We start from the raw sequence: 20,595 nt of genomic DNA on the forward strand, positions 1-20,595 counted from the left end.
AGCTCTTGCGCAATGTTGTACCCATTTGCAGGAGCTGTGCAATTTGTGTTGAACCGCTATGTTCGAGTACCTCTCTTAGACTCCTGAAGTGTCCCATGCCGGGCAATGATGGTGAGTCGCAGATAATCAGATATCAAGCGCTGCATGATATCCTTGATATATTGCAGTCGTGATAGTAGATGCCTTAACGCAATCTCCGATTTGTGCAACATAAGGTGCACAATCAATTAACTCATCTACTACGTTTCTTCTTGGACGTTGTCCAAGCGCACAAATGACTGAAGTACCTGGAACAAAATGTTCTTCACCATTTTGATCAGCGCAAGCAACACCTTCTTGTGTAACACTCAGCCCTTTAAATCCTAAATGAACCTGAATGTTATTCTTTTCGATTTCTTTTAGCATAATCGGACGATGTCTAATATTAGCATCCGGAGCCAGCTCCGTTCTCATCTCTACCAGATGAACCGTCTTACCTTCCTGGGCAAGGTGAATTGCTGCTTCACAGCCTGCCAGACCGCCTCCCAATACGACTACGCTATCGCTGACCCTATCCTTCTCCAGATAGTAGTTATTAACAATGACTACGTTATCACCATTCAATCCAGGAATTGGAGGAACAATTGCTGCGGAACCAGCTGCGATAATTAACGCATCAGCATTTTCTTTCTCTGCATACTCTTTAGTAACAGGTGTATTCAAACGGATCTCAACGCCAGCGTCTTTAGCCAGCTTTCCGAGAGTAACACCTAATTCATACATCTCATATTTAAAAGGAATCGCCTGCTCTCCCCTCAAAATACCGCCTATCTCGTCAGCCTTCTCACATAGAATAACTTTATGTCCGCGTTTGGCTGCAGTAAGAGCTGCATAAAGCCCGCCTGGGCCTCCACCGGCTACTAAAACCTTGCGTGGATTAGGGGAAGGGTAAATTTCTGTTCCATCCATCTCACGACCAATTAATGGGTTAACTGTACAGCGTCTTGTGGATGTTTCTGCACGTTCTGCCATACAGGTGAAGCATCTCAGACATTTAATAATGTCCTCGTCGCGGTTGCTCATCACCTTTCTTGGAAGCTCTGGATCAGCAAGCAGTGCGCGAGCCATTTCAACAACATCCGCCTGACCGCTGGCAATGATTTCTTCCATTTGTGCCGGGTCATTTAATCCGCCGACCGTTGCAACCGGAACACTTACATGCTTCTTAATCTCTGCTGCAAGATAAACATTACTTCCATGAGGCAAGAACATCGAAGGGTGTGTGATACCAAATCCTGTCTGATAGGTTCCTGCAGATACATGAAGCAAGTCGACTCTTGATTCGATTAATTTAGCAATTTCTATACCTTCTGTCAGACCATAGCCGCCTTCAAATAACTCTGAGCCACTCATTCTAAACTCGATTGGGAAGCCAGAACCCACAGCTTTACGAACACAGTCAAGAACCTCCTGTGCAAAACGCACCCTGTTTTCCAAAGATCCGCCATACTTGTCTGTTCTGCGGTTGAAATAAGGAGAAAAAAACTGATTAATTAACCATCCATGTCCGCCATGAACCATAATCATTTCGTAACCTGCTCTCTTGGCCAGTCCAGCACATCTACCATAAGCTGCTACAATGTCAGCAATTAGTTCTTGCGTAAGTTCCTTTACTTCTCTGCCGTCTGGACGTACTCCTGGACTGGGTCCCCACTGAGCAAGTCCTTGTTTCTTATTTTTGTCAGTCAGATAAGTTCCTGCATACTGTCCAGAATGAGACAATTCCACACTGGCAATTGCCCCGTGACGGCGAATAGCGTCTGCAGTATAGGTAAAACTAGCAAGAGAATCTACTGTCCCCAGATCCAGATGGTACATATGGGAAGCTTCCGTCTCAGGATGAACCACGACTTCGCTGACCGTAACTGACGCAGCACCGCCTTTTGCTCTTAATTCATAAAAAGCTGTAGATTTCGGTCCAATAGTGCAGTCAGCTGTAATATCTGTACCTCCCATAGGAGAGCCAAACATTCTATTTCTGAAAGTCACATTTCCAATTGTAATTGGTTTACATAGATTGGGATATTTTCTTTGCATGATCTCATGCTCCTTATCTGTATTTATTGCTATGGGTTAATTGATAGCTTTCTGATTCATATCCACAGCCATCTTCTGATTTTTTCGGGTAGTGAACTTATATACAAATGTTAGAACAAGTCCGGTTATGCCAAGTACGGCCGCAATGACAAAGGCTCTCTGATAGCTACTGTCTGTGCTGTAAACATGACTCATAATCGATGGGCCAAAGTATCCTGCTGTTGCAAATCCAATAAACATAATTCCATAATTCACACTATTATTTCTCACACCAAACTGATCGGCAGTAAATCCAGGAAATACCCCCATCAGTGCACCAAAACATAAACCAATAACTGAAATACCAATATAGAATGTCAACACACTACCTTCGCCTGAAAAATAAAGCAATGTGAGCCCTATGACCGAAAAGACAGAAGAAAAAGCCAGGGTATTGATTCGACCGATTTTGTCCGAAATATAGCCTGCAACGATTCGTCCGCCCGTGTTAAACAATGCCAATACGGAAACAACTGTCGTAGCGGCTGCCGCAGACATACCAATCATTTTCTGAGCTATAGGAGAAGCTTGTGATGTACACATGAGTCCGGCAAAAGCACCACACATTAATAACAAGATCATGATATAAAACAGAGGGCTTGAGAGCATGCCTTTCCAGTCTTTGTCGTTCTGAATAGAACGGCCAACATTTACAGTCTTGGGTGTCCATCCTGCAGGAACAAAGTCAGATGGACATTTCTCAATGAAGAAAGAAGCAGCACATACAATAATAAGAAATGCTATACCGATGATAATGAATGCTGATGTCACACCAGACCTACTGATTAAACTATTGGCAATAGGAGGTATAATAACTGAGCTTATTCCATAAGCAGCCGTTGTTATACCGCCAACTAATCCTCTTTTGTCAGGGAAAAACTTAATAGAGTTGCTAATTGTGCATCCGTAAACCATTCCCGTTCCTAGGCCGAGTACGATACCGTAAGCCAATACCAGGTAACCTACAGATGTTGCAAATCCTGATAAAATCATACCGCCTCCAAATAGCAAGCCCCCTACAAAGATCACTTTCTTGGGCCCGAATCGATCATTAATCCAGCCACCTGAAATCATCGTGATAGGACCTACCGAATTTGTAATCGTAAATGCAATAGCCAAATTCCCCGGTGTTAAACTAAGTCCTGTGACGCTGCTCAAATATTCTGCCATTGGGGCAGAAAATACACTCCACGCGTAAATTGATCCAATACACAGATTAATAAAACAGCTTGCAATCAGAATAATCCATCTCTTTTTTGTAAGTTCCACTGAGATCTTCTTCTCCCTCGTCGTTGTATTGTGAAATCATTCACATATTTCGAAATAATATTAACACGTGCTTTGCAATATATCAACAGGAACATGTATGTAGTTATATGTTTTATTAAATATGTTTTCAATAATATATCAATCTTATTGTGGACTCGCTAAATATGTTATACTTAACCAATAAACGACGAAAATGTTAGGAAGAGTGCCTTATGAGAACTTTAAAATATGCCATTCTGGGCTTGTTAAATAAAGAACCTATGACTGGTTATGATATAGGTAAAGAATTCAGTAAAGATTTAGGCGAATTTTGGACTGCAAAGCATAGTCAGATCTATCCAGAATTAAAAAAACTGCTTAATGAGGGACTTATCGTCTACGAGATCCAAATTAGCGGAGAAATTTTAGAAAAAAAATTGTATTCGATTACGGAGAATGGCAAAGAAGATTTTTTACAATGGCTAAAAAAAGCAGAGCCTATTGAACCCACTCCCAAAGATGTGTTTAGGCTGAGAATGTATTTTTCTAATCATCTGGATATAACAACCCGATTATATTTGTTGGAACATCAGCTGCTTCAACATCAAGATAGGCTGGAACATTTACGCAAAAATAAAGAACGTTATGAAACTATTCCTCCTCTTGATAGTGATAATTTTGGCGATTATCTTGTATTAGATGGTGCTATTTTACGCGAAACTATAACCATACAATGGATAGAAAGTTTTATTGCTTATTGTAAAAAATAAAGCATCTCATTTTCCCTTAAACTTATTGTAAACACAAAAAAGCACAAGGATTCGAGAATATGTAGCTCGAACCCTTATGCTTATTTTTTTACTAATCAACGCATTCGATTCACTGTGGTAAACACAAATTTATCGTACCGATGCCGCGAGAACGAGTATTCAAATGGTATACCTGTATCCAGATAACCCACCTGCTCAATTTCCAAGATTGGATCATCCGCTGCGCAGTCCAAATGCTCACGATCCAGTTCCGTTGACTTGGAGGCCCGGATGGTACGGTGTGAACCGACAATATTAAGTCCCAGCTCCTCCTTAATATGTTTGTACACCGAGCCGTACAGCACCTCCTCTGTAATACCGCTGATCAGCTTCGTGGGCATGTATGTGCGCTCGATAACATAGGGCTCACCCTCCACGACACGCAGACGGATCACATGATATACAGGAGAATTGGCATCAATAAATAGATGGGTCGCTACCTCTTCGGATGGAAATTGAACGTCAAAGGCGACGATTTTATTTTTGATCTCTTTCCCGCGCAGTACGTTGGTTAACCCCAGCATTTCATTTACGACAACGTTAACAGGGCCATTGTGAACTGATTTGACGATAAAGGTTCCGTGTCCTCTTTTACGATTCAGCAACCCATCCATCACCAATGTGTCCAATGCCCGCTTAATCGTCATCCGACTTACACGAAACTCTTTTGCCAGTGAGATCTCATCGGGAATAGGATCATCACTGCTATAGGTCTTATTCATAATCCGCTCTTTGACCTCTTGTGCAATCCGCTCGTATTTGTTCATCTGTCTACCACCTGTACTAAAAATTGTTTTATGTCAGCATTTTACCAAAACATCGGTAGCGCTGGTTCTTTTTGTTCTGCAGGCGGGACGTTAAGGTATTACGGTATAAGTAAGTATACCGAACATTATACTTTCTCACCAGCGACGTACAGCACAGTTCTTTGACGATGATGAAGAAAAAAAGGCGGTCCAGAGGACCACCTTAGAATCCGTTATTCTCGATCACCTGTTTGAACCAGTGCCCACTCTGTTTAACGGATCTCTTGCCACCGTCCTGAAGATCGACAGACACAAAACCATAGCGATTCTTATAAGCATTCGTCCAGGACCAATTGTCCATAAACGTCCATAGGTGATAGCCCTTCACATTGGAGCCTTCTGAGATCGCTCGTTGGACCCATTTGAGATGCTCACGGATAAAATCAATGCGATAGTCATCGCGGATCATGCCCTGTTCATCTCTGAACTTTTCTTCACCTTGAACGCCCATTCCGTTTTCCGAAATGAAGCATTCAATGTTTCCATAATTTTCTCTGACATTGGTCAGAATGTCGTAAATGCCTTTCTCATAAATCTCCCAGCCCCGCATTTCATTCATCTTGCGACCAGGCATGACGTAATAATCGAAGAAACGTTCCGGCACAAAAGGCGCATCCGGGTTTGGCAGACTTTCGCGAGCCTTGACTCTGCGTGGCTGATAATAGTTAATCCCCAGCAGGTCCACAGTGCCCTGGCGTATGATCTCCCGATCTCCGTCTTCCATGCTTGGTACATATCCCTCTTGGCGTAACAGCTCCACGAGCAAAGGATTGAATTCTCCCGTCACAGATGGGTCTAAAAAGGAACGGTTAAAGAACGCATCGCATATTTCAGCAGCCTGCACGTCTGCCGGATGCTGACTACGCGAATAAGTTGGCGTCAGGTTCAAAATAATTCCGATTTTGCCCTTATAACCGCCTTCTCTGTAAGCCTTAATAGCACTGGCGCTCGATAACAGGGTATGATATCCCACCTGTACGGCTTTACCGAAATCCACTTCATTCGGATAGTGGAAATCGTATAGATAGCCGCCTTCCACCGGGACAATCGGCTCGTTATGTGTAAACCATTTGGCTACACGATCCCCGAATAGCTCAAAGCAAGTGTTAGCGTAATCCACGTAAGCTTCGACCGTCTCCCGGTTCACCCAGCCTCCATTTTCCTGTAAAGCCATCGGCAAATCAAAATGATACAAATTCACAAACGGCTCAATACCCGCCTGATGCAACTCTTCAATGACGGCATTATAGAATTGAACCGCCTGCTGGTTTATTGCACCTTTCCCTGCCGGAAACAGACGCGACCAGGAAATAGAGAACCGGAAAGAGTTGTGACCAAGCTCTTTCATGAGTGCAATATCTTCTTTGTAACGGGTATAGAAACGGGACGTTTCGCCAGGTCCAACCCCGTCATAAAAACGGTTCGGCTCCTGCTCAAACCAATAATCCCAAATGTTCGGTCCTTTGCCGTCTCCCTCCACGGTTCCTTCTGTTTGGGTAGCCGAAGCCGATGAGCCCCACCAGAAGTCGGATGGAAAACGGTATTGAATGGTTTGCTGCTCTGTATCTTTCATTTCGGTATGATTCACAGCTCTACTCCTCTCTCTTTTGCAATGAATAAGCTGCTAATCTAGCAGCTTATCCACATTACATTCCAACAGTTTGATCCTTACCAGCAATGGCTGCTTGGCTAAGCTCCTCTTCCTGCTCTTTACGAACGTTCATCCGGTCAATAATTTTCAGGAACGGGAACCAGATGACAAAGACGACAGCCATATTAAACAACTGCAGCACGCCACCCATCAGGGAGCCCGTAGCCATCATTCCACTAAAGAACAACGGCATCGTCCAAGGAACCTGTATTCCGTTTGGCGGCGGCACAATCCCGGTGGTCATGGCAAAGTAAGTAATCAGCGTAACGATCATTGGAGAAATAACCCATGGAACAAAAATAAGCGGATTCATCACAATCGGCAGACCGAATATGACGGGTTCGTTGACATTAAACAGACCCGGTCCAAGGGCCAGCTTACTGACCTGCTTCAATTGCTTACTCTTCAGGAAGATCAGAATCGAAAGCACGACAGCCAGTGTCATACCTGTACCACCGATACCTACGGTGTAAATATCCACAAACTGCTTGGTGATGATATGCGGCAGTTCTGCTCCTTTGGAGTACGCTTCATAGTTTTCAAGTGCCAGCGTATTCCAGATTGGGTCCATAACCGAGTTAATAATAATTTGACCATGAAGCCCAAAGAACCATAAAAGCTGAACAAAGAAAATAGCAATCAATGTAGGTATAATGCCACTGCCCAAATGCACCAGAGGTGCCTGTACAGCATGATAAATCAGATCATGCAGGTTATTATGAAGGGTCAGTGTAACTACAACATTAATGATCAAAAATATGCCCAATGTAATACATGCCGGAAGCAAAGCGGCAAATGATTTGGCAACTGCCGGCGGAACGCCTGGAGGCATTTTAATGACAAAATTTCGTTGCGTCACCTTTCGGTATATCTCTGCCGCAATAAAAGCGACGATCATACCAAGGAACATGCCTTTGGCACCAATCCGATCAACCGGAATGACACCAGCAATCGTGGCACCGCTTTCTTGTGTCAGCACAAACGGGGTGAGCATCAAGAAACTAGCCAACGCAATCATGCCGCCAAATATGGGCTCGACCTTATAACTTCGAGATAGGTAATACCCAATCCCGACGATTACAAATAAGGTCATGATATTCAGTGTGGCATTAGGCGCAATGTTCAGCAGACTGCTAAAAGTCGCATAATTGCCGTCGCCCATCCACCCTTTTAGAAACGGCAGATTGATAATAACGACGATAATGGAGCCAAAAACCGTTAATGGAAATGACAGCATAAATGCATCACGCAGTACAGTAAGATAGCGGTTGTTGTTCAGTTTACCGGCAATAGGTATCAGTATCCGGCTTAATTTTTCAAACAAAGCCTATTCCTCCCCGCGAAGTGACTTGCATCAATAGGGTTGCAAGCTTTTCATGTCCCAAATTTCTCAAACTTACATGTTCCGTTATAAATTTCTGGATTTGAACAGTTCCAGCAATTCTAGAACCAGATCCTTCATGGTAACCGTGGACATCAGATGATCCTCGGCATGCATTAGAAGGAGCGAGAAAGGAGTTTGGGTACCTCCCGCTTCCTTCTTAACCATTTGAAAATGGATATCATGCGCAGCACGTAAATCCTGCTTGGCTTGTTTGAGCAGTTCGTCCGCACCTTCTACATTCTCATTTCGATATTCGGTCAGCGCCTGAATTACTTTACTGCGAGCGCTTCCACTATGAAGAATAAGTTGGAAACTAATTTGCTCTTCCGTCAGTTCAGCTATATTGACTTTATCCATTTTTGCGTTCCACCAGCTTCACTGCTTGCTCATAGGCTTTCTTACCGTCAACCATCCCGTATGCCATCATGTCAATCACTTCTACATGAATACCATATTGGGCTGCTTCCTTTTCCAGCTGTCCTTTAAGAAAACTCATTTGCGGGCCAATCAATACTGCGTCAGCCTTAGCCATATCTTCTGCCGCCTGATCTTGACCTACTGCCCAAATTTCAGCCTCGTCTCCAATGGACTTAGCATAATCCTGCATCTTAGTAACCAGCAAACTTGTAGACATACCTGAGCTGCACGCCAGCAAAATTTTCTTCATGATTGTTCCTTCCCTTCAAGGTCTGATTGGATGTTAAGTACTAGAAAACGTTTACAGCGTAATTATAAATCCAGTCTTTTGATTTGTCTATACATTTAATTTATATGTATAGACTTTTTTTAAAATGACACTGTTTCTTCACTTTTTTTCTTGAAAATGAACGTGATCTCTTATCTTTAATCTCTCAATAGTAATCGATTTTCACTATAAGAGGTTCTGCCAAATGATATGTTATTCGATTCTGTAAAATGCTAACATGAGCTTACGGAGTAACTTGATAGCCCCTCCGTAGCCAAAGAATAGCTGAGGTGAGAAGAGATGAGTAGAGATGAGAATAGCAAGTGTCATACTTGGAAGCAGGGCTTTCTCATGTGCTGAAAATTAGAAAAATTTAGAATATCAAGAAACATTCCTACATTTTTATCGTCTATATTATGGAAGACCTTACGTATGAGGGTAAGATTTTTCGAAGCCTGAAGTTAAAAAGTCAACTCACAAAGGAGCTTATACATGTTAAAAAAGTTAGGATTAGCTGCATTGATTCTGGTTACTAGCCTCTCTGTTATTGGAACAGGCTGGGCCGCATCCAGCACAACAACCATTGAAGTTTCTAAAACTGCTCTGGATTACAACGTTGCTCGCCCGCTGAGCGATGGTGCTTTTCATGATGGCTTATTAGCCGCTGAAACATCCGCTGGAAACCTCGTGTATTACAATACCAAAGGAGAGAAAGCTTTCTCACTTCCCGCCGAGCTTAAACCCATTGGTGATTTTCATGAGCAGCGAGCCGTAGTCAAAAATACAAAAACCAATCTCTATGGATACATTAACACCAAAGGGGCACTGGTCATCCCTTGCCAATATACCGAAGCCAATTTCTTTTCTGAAGGAAAAGCAAAGGTAACCATAGCAGACACCAAAGAAAATGCAATTATAGATCGAACGGGAAAAATTCTTTCTCATTTTAAAGAAAATGTGGAGTCAGAATATGTATTTACAGACGGTCTGGCCCTCGCCTACGCCCCTAACACCGGCAAGATCGGTTTTGTGAATGCCTCTGGTCAACTAGCGATTCCTTATAAATATAAATACAGTCGTGGTTTCTCGGATGGCTTGGCTATTGTTCAGAATAGCAAAGGGCTATACGGGTACATCAATACAGCAGGGAAAGAAGTCATTCCTCCTCAATATAAATCCGGTGGAGACTTCTCGGAAGGATTGGCTCCAGTCCAAAATGCCAAGGGAAAATGGGGATTCATCAATAAACTGGGAAAAGTCGCGATTCCCTTTAAATTTACGGATGCCCAGGATTTTAGTGAAGGCTTGGCGAGTGTGAAAAATGCAAAAAACGAAGTCGGATTTATTGATAAAAACGGAACGCTAGTCATTAAATATCAACAAAAATATGATGTTACTACTCCGTTCAAAGAAGGCCTTGCTTTAGTCGGTAAACAAACACAATCATCCGTCTCAGACGGCAAATTCGGTTACATCAATCGTCAGGGACAACTGCTGACTAAACTTGAGTACAGAGTGGAATCCTCCTCCTTCTCCAATGGCTATGCTGTTGCTTTTATCAAGCCAGGCAAAGCGTTCATTGTATCTAAACATTCTGTTTCGAAATAAAAAAACGACCCTGGAGGCAGATCGAATGGATCTGCTTCCAGGGTCATTAGATTGCCGATATCTCGAATCCAATTAGTCGTGTGTGTAGAATTTCACTCCAGGCAAATCTGCTGCCACCCACGAGTAGTTAATAGTGTTACTGTTATAATTTTTGGTCCCCGCCTGTGCAACCTGTACCTCCTTCAAAATCGTGATCGATGAACCCTTCGGTCTGACAACGACCACATGACCATGCCCATCTGCTTTTTTGATTCCGATGGTAGGATACCCGAGATTTGCTCTTTTTTGAGCATCCTGAAAGGTTACAGTGTACCATCCCGGCGCATTGTCGCCCAGTAAAGCATCAGCCATTTGATTGGCTAAGCCACTTGGCAGGGAAGCCGACATCGCAGACATCACATCTTGTGCAAAAATATTACACTTCGTTCCACCTACTGGCGAATACTTTTTGTTCGTTTCTACCTTAAAACCGTCAATTACAGATGCGTAAGTACTTGCATTTCTAGCCATTGAAATTCCCCCTGAATATAAGCTGTAGAGGAAATGACGGAGTCGCTTGAACATCTGAATGGCTCCACATTCATTGATGTTGGCCTCAATTCCCTCTCAACTATTAGGGTGAATTCCGGCTTACTTTAACAACGTAATATGCAAAGAAATAATCCTAATTCACAAAAAAGTAATTAGTAGAAAAGTATATATAATACATCCATAAGATGGTATAATATCTCCCAGAATGGATTTATATTTTAGCATCGGATTGTCCCAATAAATATCCTTATAGATCGCTATCTAACGGAATACATAAAATGTTACGTTAAAGGGGTTGTTACACTTGGAACCTACAACCACGATACGCGCAGAACTGGAAAACTTCATGAAACAGAATGAGTTAAACATTACTCAATTCGGTCTGGTGGCAGGTATAAACCCGGGTACAGTAAGCGGGATCGTCACAGGCAACCGTACACTTTCCGTTCAACAATTAGATCGTATTACAGCCACGTTGGGTCACCCCAAAGGACATTTTTACAAGAATTATATTGAGGAATTTTTGAGTGCAACAACCCCTAACATACGTAGAGTCAGGCCCCTTTTCTATCATTGTGCAGAATTGAACATGTTGGACTGCATTGAGCAGGTCGTTAACCTGCTCATGGAAAAGCTGGCATACGCCGATGCTCTGTTTATCATAGCTGAGGACTTTTTCCAACAAGGAAAGTTTGCAGCGTCCATCATTCTTTATGAGAGCGTAGCCGTTAGTGAGAAAAAGCAGCACTCCGAGCGACTAGCCCTTTGTCAGTACCGCATTTTTATGGCAAAGCAAGGAGACGATCAGGAAATAAACTATCAGGCTGCGATTCAATTTGAAGATTACGTTGAGCGCCTTGATGATGCTGACCAGCTCGACGCGATAAAGGATTTAGCCAATACATACCTTTCGTCACGGCGCTGGGGCAAGTTGGATAAGTGGACGAATCAATTGGAACACAAAGCTAAAATTCAGTATCATTTAGTCTACCATCAGGAGGGAAAGAAAAAGAGAAGTCCAAAGAAAACAAGTAGACCGCTATTTTACTACGTGGCCTATTCAAGCTTGCTTCATGCGTGCGTTTGTGAGGAAAAAGGTGACTATGAGCAAGCCCTACAGTATACTTACGCTTACGCAGATTTAAGTTGGGTAAAGGAGAACGATAAAGAAGCTCAACATTGGATACAATTGTTTAGAAAGTGGGCTCAAGCAAACATTTACACTAATAAACTCTTATCCGGGGATACAACTGTAATTCCTGATTACCTAAAGCTTAGCCAGTCGAGCAAAGATGAACTCCCTATCACTTTGTGCAACATTGTTGAGGCCGCCAACCGATATTATTTTAATGTGGACGATATACTTCAACGTTTCGAATTGGAAATCACTGAATTCCTTCAGCAGCGACCTGATACCATATATATATCACAAAAAAATTCTGATCTTCTTGTTCTATTTTTGCATGAGCTGGCAAAGTATTATTTAGTGAATAGTAATTTCACAAATGGTTTCCATTACTTAATCATAACTTTAGAAAAATCGGCTACATTTAATAATAAGACATTTATTATTAAATGCGTAGGTTTATTTGAGAGTTTCAAAAAACATGCAACGATTGGCACAGAAACAGCATACCAAAACATTATTAGAGAGGTGTGTGAAAGAATTTGATCAAAAAATTAGCTGTACTATTAATCGCAACTAGCTTTTTGTTCTTTGGGATCATTCCATTTCAGGCTCCTCTTCATGAGAGTGTTTACAAACCAAACACTCAACATGGGGGTGGGACATAACCATTGTACATTTTGAAGTTATTTTTCTGAGCAATTTAGCAAAGAAGTTTCTCCAAGCATCCTACCAAACTTTAATTGATGAGCTTAGTTTTCTCTTAGTGACAACATCTATCAATTCAATTCAGCATCAAGAAAAGGAGCCTTCTTACAAGCCGTCTGAAACAACACGGTAGTGTTTGATAATATCTATAGAAGCAATTTTACCTTGTAGTCAGCTCTCAGAGCTGACTTTTTCTTTTAGTAAGCCTACAAAGTAAGAGAACACATTAAACAATTAATGTTTTTTCGGCTCGTCGCCAAGCAAAAAATAAAACGCCTTCTAATGAAGGCGCCCTAAATAATTCATTTTGCTTTTTCATTTAAGCTCATCTTTTGTTTTTATCGTTCTACCGGCAACTAATGATATTAAAGAGGATCTTTTACGGTAACAAATGAAATGCTTCTAGAAACTGAGCTGTCCTTTTCAATCCTTGGACGCTTCCTATCGGGAATATCTACGGAAGCTAGATCAGCATCCATGTTAAGCGTTTGATTAAAGACAAATACTTCGTGTAAATCCTCCTTACCTTTGTGAAACACAATCTTGTCCTTTTTCCAGTTGATAAGCTCTAGCAGAGTACCTCACCACTGGGATATGCTTTTAGATTAAAAGCAGTCTAAATCCCTTATATTTGAGGTTTAGACTGCTTTACAAAAATCTATATCAGAAATTGGTATTCAGAGTTTGGCCTCATCCGATTGAGGTTGCAGCGGAAATTTATGAAAGATGCTCGTATTAAGAAGCTTCATACTTGGAAGTAAATCTTTTTCGATCTTTATCAATTTCGTTTTTATACGCATCCTGATACTTTTTATACTCATCTGTTTTGGTTAGTTCATTAGCAATGCTCTCTTCACTAAGTTTCTGGATACTGTTTTTCGAAAAGAAATCTGTTTTTACTTCTATATTAGAATTTGGCCCTGATACTAACAACGAACCATCGGGCTGAGTCGCAGCAGTAAATACGTATGCCTTTCCTTTTTGTGGGAGAAAGTCATCTTCATATAAAAGATATGTGCTCTTATCTTCACTCAATCCCCCGGACTTTTGAAGAGGAATGGAAACATCTTTCTTTAGATTACCTTTTATATTATCAAGCACTTTAATGGAATAATTCGTATAGGGACTTTTCAATTCTTTTGGTCCATCTTCCGTTTCTTTCGTTACAGGAAATTTATAATCAGTTCCAGTCATTTCTTCTACAAATCCTACAAATACATAATCTGCAAAACCTACAACCTCTTTAGGGTTATCTACATTTATATCAAATGAAGCATGTAAATAACTGGTCGGAACCTCGCCAGCCTTCGTTATATTCTTGTCTGCATTACTATTGGAGCAACCGGAAGCCAGCATGGAAATTATTGCGAAAAGGGACAAGAAAATAAAGTTTTTCTTTATGTTAATTATCATTGGTTGTACCTCCTTAATTAGTATTTTTTATAAGCAAGATCGTATGAAGCTTTATCATTAGCGCTGAGCGTTGTTATAGACGTAACATACATATACATTACATCACTACTTGTATTATGACCCAATCCAAGAGCATGACCAAGCTCATGAGTAGCAACATTTTGTTTTTGATTAGAGCTATAGGTGTTCATTCGATATTCATTGAATTTCAATGTACCCGCTGAAGAAGTTACACCGGCAGTAGTACTGACTTCGTAATAATCGGATAATGTAACATCTTCAATAGTTGATACATAGTCTGGTCTAATAATACCAAACTTATAATTTTCCCAAGAATTCACTCCTGCATTAAATGAATTTTGATAAGCTGTACTTCCTCCCCATTCTAGGTGCTTAGTAGAATCAACTAAATCCCACGACAATAAGGATGTGGTAGCAGCAGATGCTTGCAAAGAAAAAAATAATGAACTGTGTAATGCTAAAATAGTAAGTGCAGCAATTGTAACAATTTTTTTAGTCGCAACTTTGTGAATATTCCCCTTCTTCATTCTATATCCTCCCTAAATTTTAATATAATCTACTTTTTTCACAAAATGATTTTATAGATTAAATTTGAACTATATATTTCTTGAAATGTTGAGGTTTATAGTTAGCCGCATACCTCTAATTTTCCATACATGAACACCTCCCTTTATGATGTATTCCCATTAAGATGCATGAGGTTTGCACACATCCCTTTGAGTCCCTCTATTCATTAGACACTCATTGTTGCAGTTCTAAGGTGAGAGGAGAGAACTAAATCGTCTCCATATCCAAACTATAGCAATGACACCTCTTTATGTCATTGACTATAAAACTATGAAAATCCCAAAATTTATGACATGTTTATATACCTTTTTTATGCTCTATTATCCGTCTGAACGTATCCAGGTAGTTCCATCCAAGCTTGATGCAACAAGCTTTTTATAATAATTTGAGTTTAAAAGAGTACTCGTACTTTGGGTTATAATCAGTAATCTTTAAAAATATTAATTCAAAAAAATCTGAATATTCCTTTAGTGATTCATGGGATTGGTAGCCCAAATCATCGGTCCCAACTAGATATTCCCATGATCAAATAGGATAAAACCTCCCGTATATTCAACTCTTGGGTTAAACATTACCCATTCGGTCTGGTAGCAACATAAATCTAGGCATGGTAAGCGGGATCGTCACGGGCAACCGTACAATTAGATCGTATTACAGCTCCTAAAGCTGGTTTTTTAATTTTTAGAATAGATATTCTTCATGCACTTTCACTTTTCCCATAAATACACATGACATCCTAAAATAAGTATCATCTAAGGAGGGATGTATATGATGGGAAGTGAGGAAAATTTGCAACAACGATTGGAGAAGAATCGACAGCGGCTCTATGATTTGCAAGCGAAATATGGACTAGAGCATATCTATGTACTCCGTCAATCTATGGTCTTGGACGAACTGATTAATCAATATAATCGGATATACTATGCAAAATTAAAAAAGCCGATTGCTTGAAGGCAATCGACCGGGCGAGAAACTTGTGGTAGGTCACTCGCCCTTTTATTGTAACATACATGCCAAATAATCCGATTGCCAGCTTTATCGTTTATTTTTCAATTCATTCATACAAGAGATACAGATCCAAGCATTTTTAAAATATGTAAGATGTTGAAGTTCGCCACATAAGGTACAAACTTTCCCCGTGCATTGTCGCATGATCAAACCACTCTCCGTCATCCAAAACTCCATGGCTGTATGCTTGCCAATCCCAAGACGCTTTCTTATATCCACGGGGATGACAATCCGACCTAAGCTATCCAAGTCTCTGACCATTCCTACGCGATCCAAGAAACAACCTCCTTATTTCAAAAATATCAGTAGCTCAAAAATAGGCATAAATGCCTGAAATAAGGAAATATTTATCATGACATGGCAAGAACCGGAAAAAGGACCGTGTTCAACATGGAGAAAATATAAAGCGCCTTGCCGGGGAAAACCTCCCAGCAAAGCGCACAGTTACGCGTTAAAGGAGAATCATGGGTACGTTCATGCTTTTTGCCTTAATAAGCAAGACTCCCTCCCGAATATCCAACGATACGAGCGGGCAGAAGAAAAAACCTAATCATCACTTAACTGAAGGCTTTCCTCACTGATTACGGTTGGAACGATAAGCTCAGGAGGAGTCGTAGGCTTAGCTTGTGTTAAATAGTCTGCTGCCCCCATCATCAGAGCGATGCCGATAAATAGCACGACCCAATTACGATTCTTTTTCATCATCTGTACCTCTCATTCTTCACTGCGCCCGTTCAGCCACTTGAACCAATGGAGCAGATGACTGAATCGGTATTCATGCTGCAAAGCATACGTCCATACTTCAGGCTCTTCACCAGGCTCCTTCCAGACGAGCATGGAAAAGTGACCCTCTTCCTCGCTCGCAACCGACAGCAGCGAAAGACGATCATCCCCGAATCGGTATGGAGCCGATTCCACCCAGTAATTCCGCATATCGCTGATCCAGCTGCGGAACTGCTCTGTACCTGCGATCCGCAGCACTTCATCTGGCAGGAGCAGATGCTCGTCGATGTCCTTCCAATCCCCCGCATATCGGTACCGCGCTGCCAACATTGGACTGAGCGGTCGGGTTTTGCCGGGGGCCAACGTAGGCATATAGGCGACGGGAACGACCGGACCGATACTCTGGATAGCATAAGACCGAGCTTCCTCCTCACTCATTCCGTAAGACATAGCCTCCACGAGAAAATGGTTCCGTCTTACCCCAAACTGATGCTGATACTGTGACATTTCATCCTGTAGCTCCAATACCATACCCTGTACCGTTTCTGTTCCGATCATTCCCAAACACCTCTCATTCCAAAATATAGTCGTGCAATTCCCGTTGCGCTCGATACTTTGCCCAATTGAATTCAGGCCAAGCCGATTCTTCTCTCGTCATGCTCGTCAAACGGGCTTGTAAAAACTCATCTAGTGATCCATGTTCCTTACGACTAAAGTCAATCAGCAGCGGAATCGCGTCTGCCGATAGCTCACTCAAATATTCCTTATCTATCACCGATGTCGTACGATACCGTTCGAGATTATTTTCAGCAATCCGTATATCAATGCCCACATAGTTCACGACGACATAGGCGACCAGAGCGAGTACAATATAATATTTCGCCAACGGCAGTTGACGGAAATGAATGCGCACTGCTGCAATAAGCAGTAGCAAGCCCAGAAAAATCATAAACGCGTGTACCAAATAGCGGGTGTACGTATAGCCGTATGCTTCTTCGTACATAACCAGCCGGGTATATCCCGAGTACAGCATCACACCCGAACAACCCACGAGTATGTACAGCAGGCCGCTGTTCATTTTTTGCACTATACCTGAGCCAAATTCAGTCCACTTCAATACACTGATCATCAGCACAAAGTTGATACCTGTTACCATAACCAGCTCCCCGAATCCTCTTCTCGCATATTCAGCATACGAGGTTCCTTCGGGCAGAGCACCTTCCCATGCACCAAACAGATATCCGAACTGCAACACAACGAACACAACATACACCAAATTCATGACAATCAGCACCGTAGCGGTAATTACAGGATCAAACTTGATCGCGACCGGCTCGTGGTAAGGCACCGTTGGTCGGTCAATCATCACTGAAGAATGACCATCGTACTCGGTGGTTGGACCATTCGTGCGCTCATTTAACCCGTGCCATGATTGAGTCTCTCTTTGCGTATTACGCGGAGCAGGCTGTACAAATCCCCACAAGTAGCAGAAGAAACAGAAGGTGAAAAAGCAGGTCCAGATCAGCCGCAGCATGCCACTCCCAAAGGACAGGGTGCCGATCCAATCGGGTATACCAGATAACAGCTTTTCGAACATCCCATCTGCCGAAGCCAGCAAAGATATGATGATGAACAGTAGCGGCAAGGCAATAAGCAAACCGATTATCACTTTGCCCAATACACGCTTACGCTCATCCTTCACATTCCGAAGGGCTACTGTCTTAACCATCCGAAACGGGGTCACGATATGACGAAAGTTTTGATAAAACCAATGGCTTAACGCCTGACCAATAATACCGGGTTCCGACCAGCCATGCCTTTTCTCCCCAAACAGCAGCACCATATGTACGCTAATCAGAGCAGATATCGCCAGCGCATTTAACACATATAGGACCGGATTATTGAACAGCGCATATGTCAATGCCAGCATGAAAATGATCACAAACAGTAAACGCCCTATCCATGATCCTAACTGGAAACGATCTCGATTAAAGGCATACATATAGGCGTAAAACACAATAACAAAAATTGGCATAGACACGCCCAGCCCATGTCCGTAAAACAGATATTGATGAACCAGCGCCAACACAATTGCGCCAGCAAAGGCGGACAGAAACGACGTTTTCGGCAAAGACGTTCCATTCATCTTGTCATGCATGGTAAATACCTCCACAAATATGCTTTATAACCCTTATTGTAGATGATAAAATAAGAAGATAAAGAGAAATTAATTCAAACAAAATTTCCTATTTTATAAAAGTGGCTACGCTTTTAATCAAATATAGGGGAAACGGAGCAACCTTGAATGAAACTCCATGCCCAATTTTTACGGCTTCACTCACACGCAGCTGACGACAAGGACGAAAACCATACCATAGAGACGACGCTGGATGAGCTGGCGGCTATTTTTGACTGTACTCACCGCAACGCCTTGATGATCATTCAGAAAATGGAGCAGCACGACTGGATACAATGGACTCCTCGCCGAGGTAGAGGTCGCCGCTCCAGTCTGCGCTTCCTCATTCAGCCGGAAGACATTGCTGTGCAATCCATGATGCAAGCCATAGACCGCCATGATATCAAACGCGCGCTGGATGAGATCCGAGTTCATTCACGCTCCTCCACCATGCAGGAGCATTTGCAAGGCTGGCTGCTAAATTATTTTGGGCATCACGCGGAGGTGCGCAGTGATCAGCAGCAGATCGACACGCTGCGTCTGCCTATTCGCCAGCAGCTCTATACGCTGGACCCGTTGTACTTGAACTGGCTCGCCGAGTCCTTCGTATCCAGCCACGTCTTTGATGGCCTGGCCCGCCGGGCGAACGAAAGCGGTGAGATTTTGCCGGGATTGGCGCACGCTTGGGAGGTGGACGCCACTCGTACACAGTGGACCTTTTTCCTGCGTAAAGAAGTGCTGTTTCATAACGGAAAAATACTGACCGCTGAAGACGTCGTCTATACCTTTGAGCGACTGAGTCGGGCGCCGGGAAGGCGACTTTATCATTTTATCGTCCGGCAAATTCAGCACGTCCAGGCGTTGAGCCCGACGATGGTACGCTTCGTACTAAAAGAGCCGAACGAGCTATTTCTATCCTTCCTGTGTACCAGCCGGGCTGCGATTGTGCCGCGTGAGCTTAATCAGGTGGGTGAGGCCGCCTTTGGCATCCGCCCTATCGGTACAGGGGCATTCAAAGTCACGGAAATGAACGAAAGCCTGTGTACACTGGAGGCTTTCGCACCTTATTTTCAAGGCCGGGCTCATCTGGACCGAGTGGAAATTGTCCAACTCCCGTGGGCGACTAAGCTGGAATCGTCGGATACGGAAGATACCGCTTCTTCTTTTCACATTATCCATAATCCCGTATCAGCGGGAGATACGGATACCGCATGGAGCCAGATTCACTCGGCGGCTTCGGTACGCAAATTTATCACATGTAATACACACAAGGATGGACCGTTGCGCAACCCAGAAATACGTGCCCGCATTGTAGCATGTCTGGATCATCGCTCCCTTCCTCCAGCAGTGGATTCATCTAACGATTCTTATGAACCACTGGCGGCACTACAAATTGCTACCATTCCCGAGTATAAAGCGGACGCAGACCGGGTTGCGGCTCAGCTCGAATCCTGTGGGTATACCTGTAACATCGTGGCCGCATCTATGAATGAATTCAAAAGCTCATCTATCCGTATGGAGTCAGACTTAATCATCTTTTCTCTCTTTCGTGACCGTGATGAGCAATTACGCCTGTTTGACTTGTATCTCAATGTATCTGGGCATGTGGAGCCTCATAGCCGTGTGGATATCGAAAGACTGCTGCGTGAAATTGCACGGGAGGCCGATCATACTGTTAGGGCGCAGCAATTTGAACATATCGAAACTCGGCTCATGGATGAGCACCAGCTGCATATTTTATATGAAAAGCCCGTTCAGACGGCCTATCTTCCTTCTGTGCGCGGTGTATCTTTTAACAGTCAGGGCTGGGTGGATCTGCGTCATGTCTGGTTTCCGCCTGCTCAACTTCCAACTCCCCACTCTTGACGGCAAAAGTGCTCCTTCAAATGCACTTCCACATCAAAAAAAGGTATCCTCTTCTTCATAAGAGGATACCTTTTGGGTTACGACAATCTAGACCTTTTCAGGTAGATGTATCAAGGGATGAAAAAGCCCATCCCCCCAGCCCATGACTGT

Annotated in this window: 19 protein-coding genes; 5 read left to right on the forward strand and 14 right to left on the reverse strand. The window is 42.7% G+C overall.

Going from position 1 to position 20,595, the window contains the following annotated elements; all coding sequences use genetic code 11:
* Window positions 1-126: 126 nt before the first annotated feature.
* Both MKY24_RS25960 and MKY24_RS25965 read right to left on the reverse strand, forming a co-directional pair.
* Entirely contained in the window at window positions 127-2,076 is a 1,950-nt protein-coding gene (locus MKY24_RS25960; protein ID WP_023990959.1) for an FAD-dependent oxidoreductase, read from the reverse strand.
* A gap of 36 nt (window positions 2,077-2,112) precedes the next feature.
* Window positions 2,113-3,384, reverse strand: a complete 1,272-nt coding sequence (locus tag MKY24_RS25965; protein ID WP_023990960.1) for an OFA family MFS transporter — start codon at window positions 3,382-3,384, stop codon at window positions 2,113-2,115.
* A gap of 212 nt (window positions 3,385-3,596) precedes the next feature.
* Between MKY24_RS25965 and MKY24_RS25970 the strand changes: the two genes are divergently transcribed.
* Window positions 3,597-4,133, forward strand: a complete 537-nt coding sequence (locus tag MKY24_RS25970) for a PadR family transcriptional regulator (protein ID WP_028540865.1) — start codon at window positions 3,597-3,599, stop codon at window positions 4,131-4,133.
* Window positions 4,134-4,228: 95 nt separating this feature from the next.
* Here MKY24_RS25970 and MKY24_RS25975 read toward each other — a convergent pair whose 3' ends face one another.
* The 5 genes from MKY24_RS25975 to MKY24_RS25995 all read right to left on the reverse strand — a co-directional run bounded on the left by MKY24_RS25975 (window position 4,229) and on the right by MKY24_RS25995 (window position 8,680).
* Window positions 4,229-4,939 carry a GntR family transcriptional regulator gene (locus MKY24_RS25975; RefSeq protein ID WP_023990962.1) on the reverse strand — a complete coding sequence of 237 codons (711 nt, stop codon included), beginning with the start codon at window positions 4,937-4,939 and terminating at the stop codon, window positions 4,229-4,231.
* Window positions 4,940-5,141: 202 nt separating this feature from the next.
* Entirely contained in the window at window positions 5,142-6,551 is a 1,410-nt protein-coding gene (locus tag MKY24_RS25980) for a glycoside hydrolase family 1 protein (RefSeq protein ID WP_339202413.1), read from the reverse strand.
* Between the two features lie 73 nt (window positions 6,552-6,624).
* Entirely contained in the window at window positions 6,625-7,953 is a 1,329-nt protein-coding gene (gene celB, locus MKY24_RS25985; RefSeq protein WP_023990964.1) for a PTS cellobiose transporter subunit IIC, read from the reverse strand.
* A gap of 84 nt (window positions 7,954-8,037) precedes the next feature.
* A complete protein-coding gene (locus MKY24_RS25990) occupies window positions 8,038-8,370 on the reverse strand; it encodes a PTS lactose/cellobiose transporter subunit IIA (protein WP_013312602.1) in 333 nt (110 codons plus the stop codon).
* On the reverse strand, window positions 8,363-8,680 hold the full coding sequence (locus MKY24_RS25995; protein ID WP_013312603.1) for a PTS sugar transporter subunit IIB: 318 nt from the start codon (window positions 8,678-8,680) through the stop codon (window positions 8,363-8,365). The genes MKY24_RS25990 and MKY24_RS25995 overlap by 8 nt, the downstream gene beginning before the upstream one ends.
* A gap of 510 nt (window positions 8,681-9,190) precedes the next feature.
* On the opposite strand from MKY24_RS25995, the gene MKY24_RS26000 reads away from it, so the two are divergent.
* Complete coding sequence (locus MKY24_RS26000) at window positions 9,191-10,306, forward strand: WG repeat-containing protein (protein ID WP_339201153.1); 1,116 nt, start codon at window positions 9,191-9,193, stop codon at window positions 10,304-10,306.
* 72 nt (window positions 10,307-10,378) lie between these two features.
* Here the strand turns inward: MKY24_RS26000 and MKY24_RS26005 are convergent, their stop codons facing one another.
* On the reverse strand, window positions 10,379-10,816 hold the full coding sequence (locus MKY24_RS26005) for a hypothetical protein (RefSeq protein ID WP_160788296.1): 438 nt from the start codon (window positions 10,814-10,816) through the stop codon (window positions 10,379-10,381).
* A gap of 325 nt (window positions 10,817-11,141) precedes the next feature.
* Between MKY24_RS26005 and MKY24_RS26010 the strand changes: the two genes are divergently transcribed.
* Window positions 11,142-12,509, forward strand: a complete 1,368-nt coding sequence (locus MKY24_RS26010) for a transcriptional regulator (protein WP_141697523.1) — start codon at window positions 11,142-11,144, stop codon at window positions 12,507-12,509.
* Between the two features lie 897 nt (window positions 12,510-13,406).
* Here MKY24_RS26010 and MKY24_RS26015 read toward each other — a convergent pair.
* Window positions 13,407-14,084, reverse strand: a complete 678-nt coding sequence (locus MKY24_RS26015; protein ID WP_081327507.1) for a hypothetical protein — start codon at window positions 14,082-14,084, stop codon at window positions 13,407-13,409.
* A 17-nt stretch (window positions 14,085-14,101) separates the two neighbouring features.
* Entirely contained in the window at window positions 14,102-14,632 is a 531-nt protein-coding gene (locus tag MKY24_RS26020) for a matrixin family metalloprotease (protein ID WP_069081041.1), read from the reverse strand.
* An 811-nt stretch (window positions 14,633-15,443) separates the two neighbouring features.
* Between MKY24_RS26020 and MKY24_RS26025 the strand changes: the two genes are divergently transcribed.
* On the forward strand, window positions 15,444-15,623 hold the full coding sequence (locus MKY24_RS26025) for an aspartyl-phosphate phosphatase Spo0E family protein (protein ID WP_339202415.1): 180 nt from the start codon (window positions 15,444-15,446) through the stop codon (window positions 15,621-15,623).
* Window positions 15,624-15,707: 84 nt separating this feature from the next.
* Here MKY24_RS26025 and MKY24_RS26030 read toward each other — a convergent pair whose 3' ends face one another.
* From MKY24_RS26030 to MKY24_RS26045, 4 genes are all read right to left on the reverse strand, one after another.
* Window positions 15,708-15,956, reverse strand: a complete 249-nt coding sequence (locus MKY24_RS26030) for an AbrB/MazE/SpoVT family DNA-binding domain-containing protein (protein ID WP_069081040.1) — start codon at window positions 15,954-15,956, stop codon at window positions 15,708-15,710.
* A 270-nt stretch (window positions 15,957-16,226) separates the two neighbouring features.
* Entirely contained in the window at window positions 16,227-16,385 is a 159-nt protein-coding gene (locus tag MKY24_RS26035; RefSeq protein ID WP_167348642.1) for a hypothetical protein, read from the reverse strand.
* 9 nt (window positions 16,386-16,394) lie between these two features.
* The gene (locus tag MKY24_RS26040) at window positions 16,395-16,961 is read right to left on the reverse strand and encodes a hypothetical protein (protein WP_339201156.1); all 567 of its coding nucleotides are present in this window, start codon (window positions 16,959-16,961) and stop codon (window positions 16,395-16,397) included.
* A 13-nt stretch (window positions 16,962-16,974) separates the two neighbouring features.
* Window positions 16,975-18,561, reverse strand: coding sequence for a DUF4173 domain-containing protein (locus MKY24_RS26045; RefSeq protein WP_254348344.1), 1,587 nt, complete (start codon window positions 18,559-18,561; stop codon window positions 16,975-16,977).
* Window positions 18,562-18,708: 147 nt separating this feature from the next.
* Between MKY24_RS26045 and MKY24_RS26050 the strand changes: the two genes are divergently transcribed.
* A complete protein-coding gene (locus tag MKY24_RS26050; protein WP_053326412.1) occupies window positions 18,709-20,445 on the forward strand; it encodes an ABC transporter substrate-binding protein in 1,737 nt (578 codons plus the stop codon).
* Window positions 20,446-20,595 lie beyond the last annotated feature (150 nt).

Source organism: Paenibacillus sp. FSL P2-0322 (assembly GCF_037975315.1).
Classification (GTDB): domain Bacteria; phylum Bacillota; class Bacilli; order Paenibacillales; family Paenibacillaceae; genus Paenibacillus; species Paenibacillus polymyxa_B.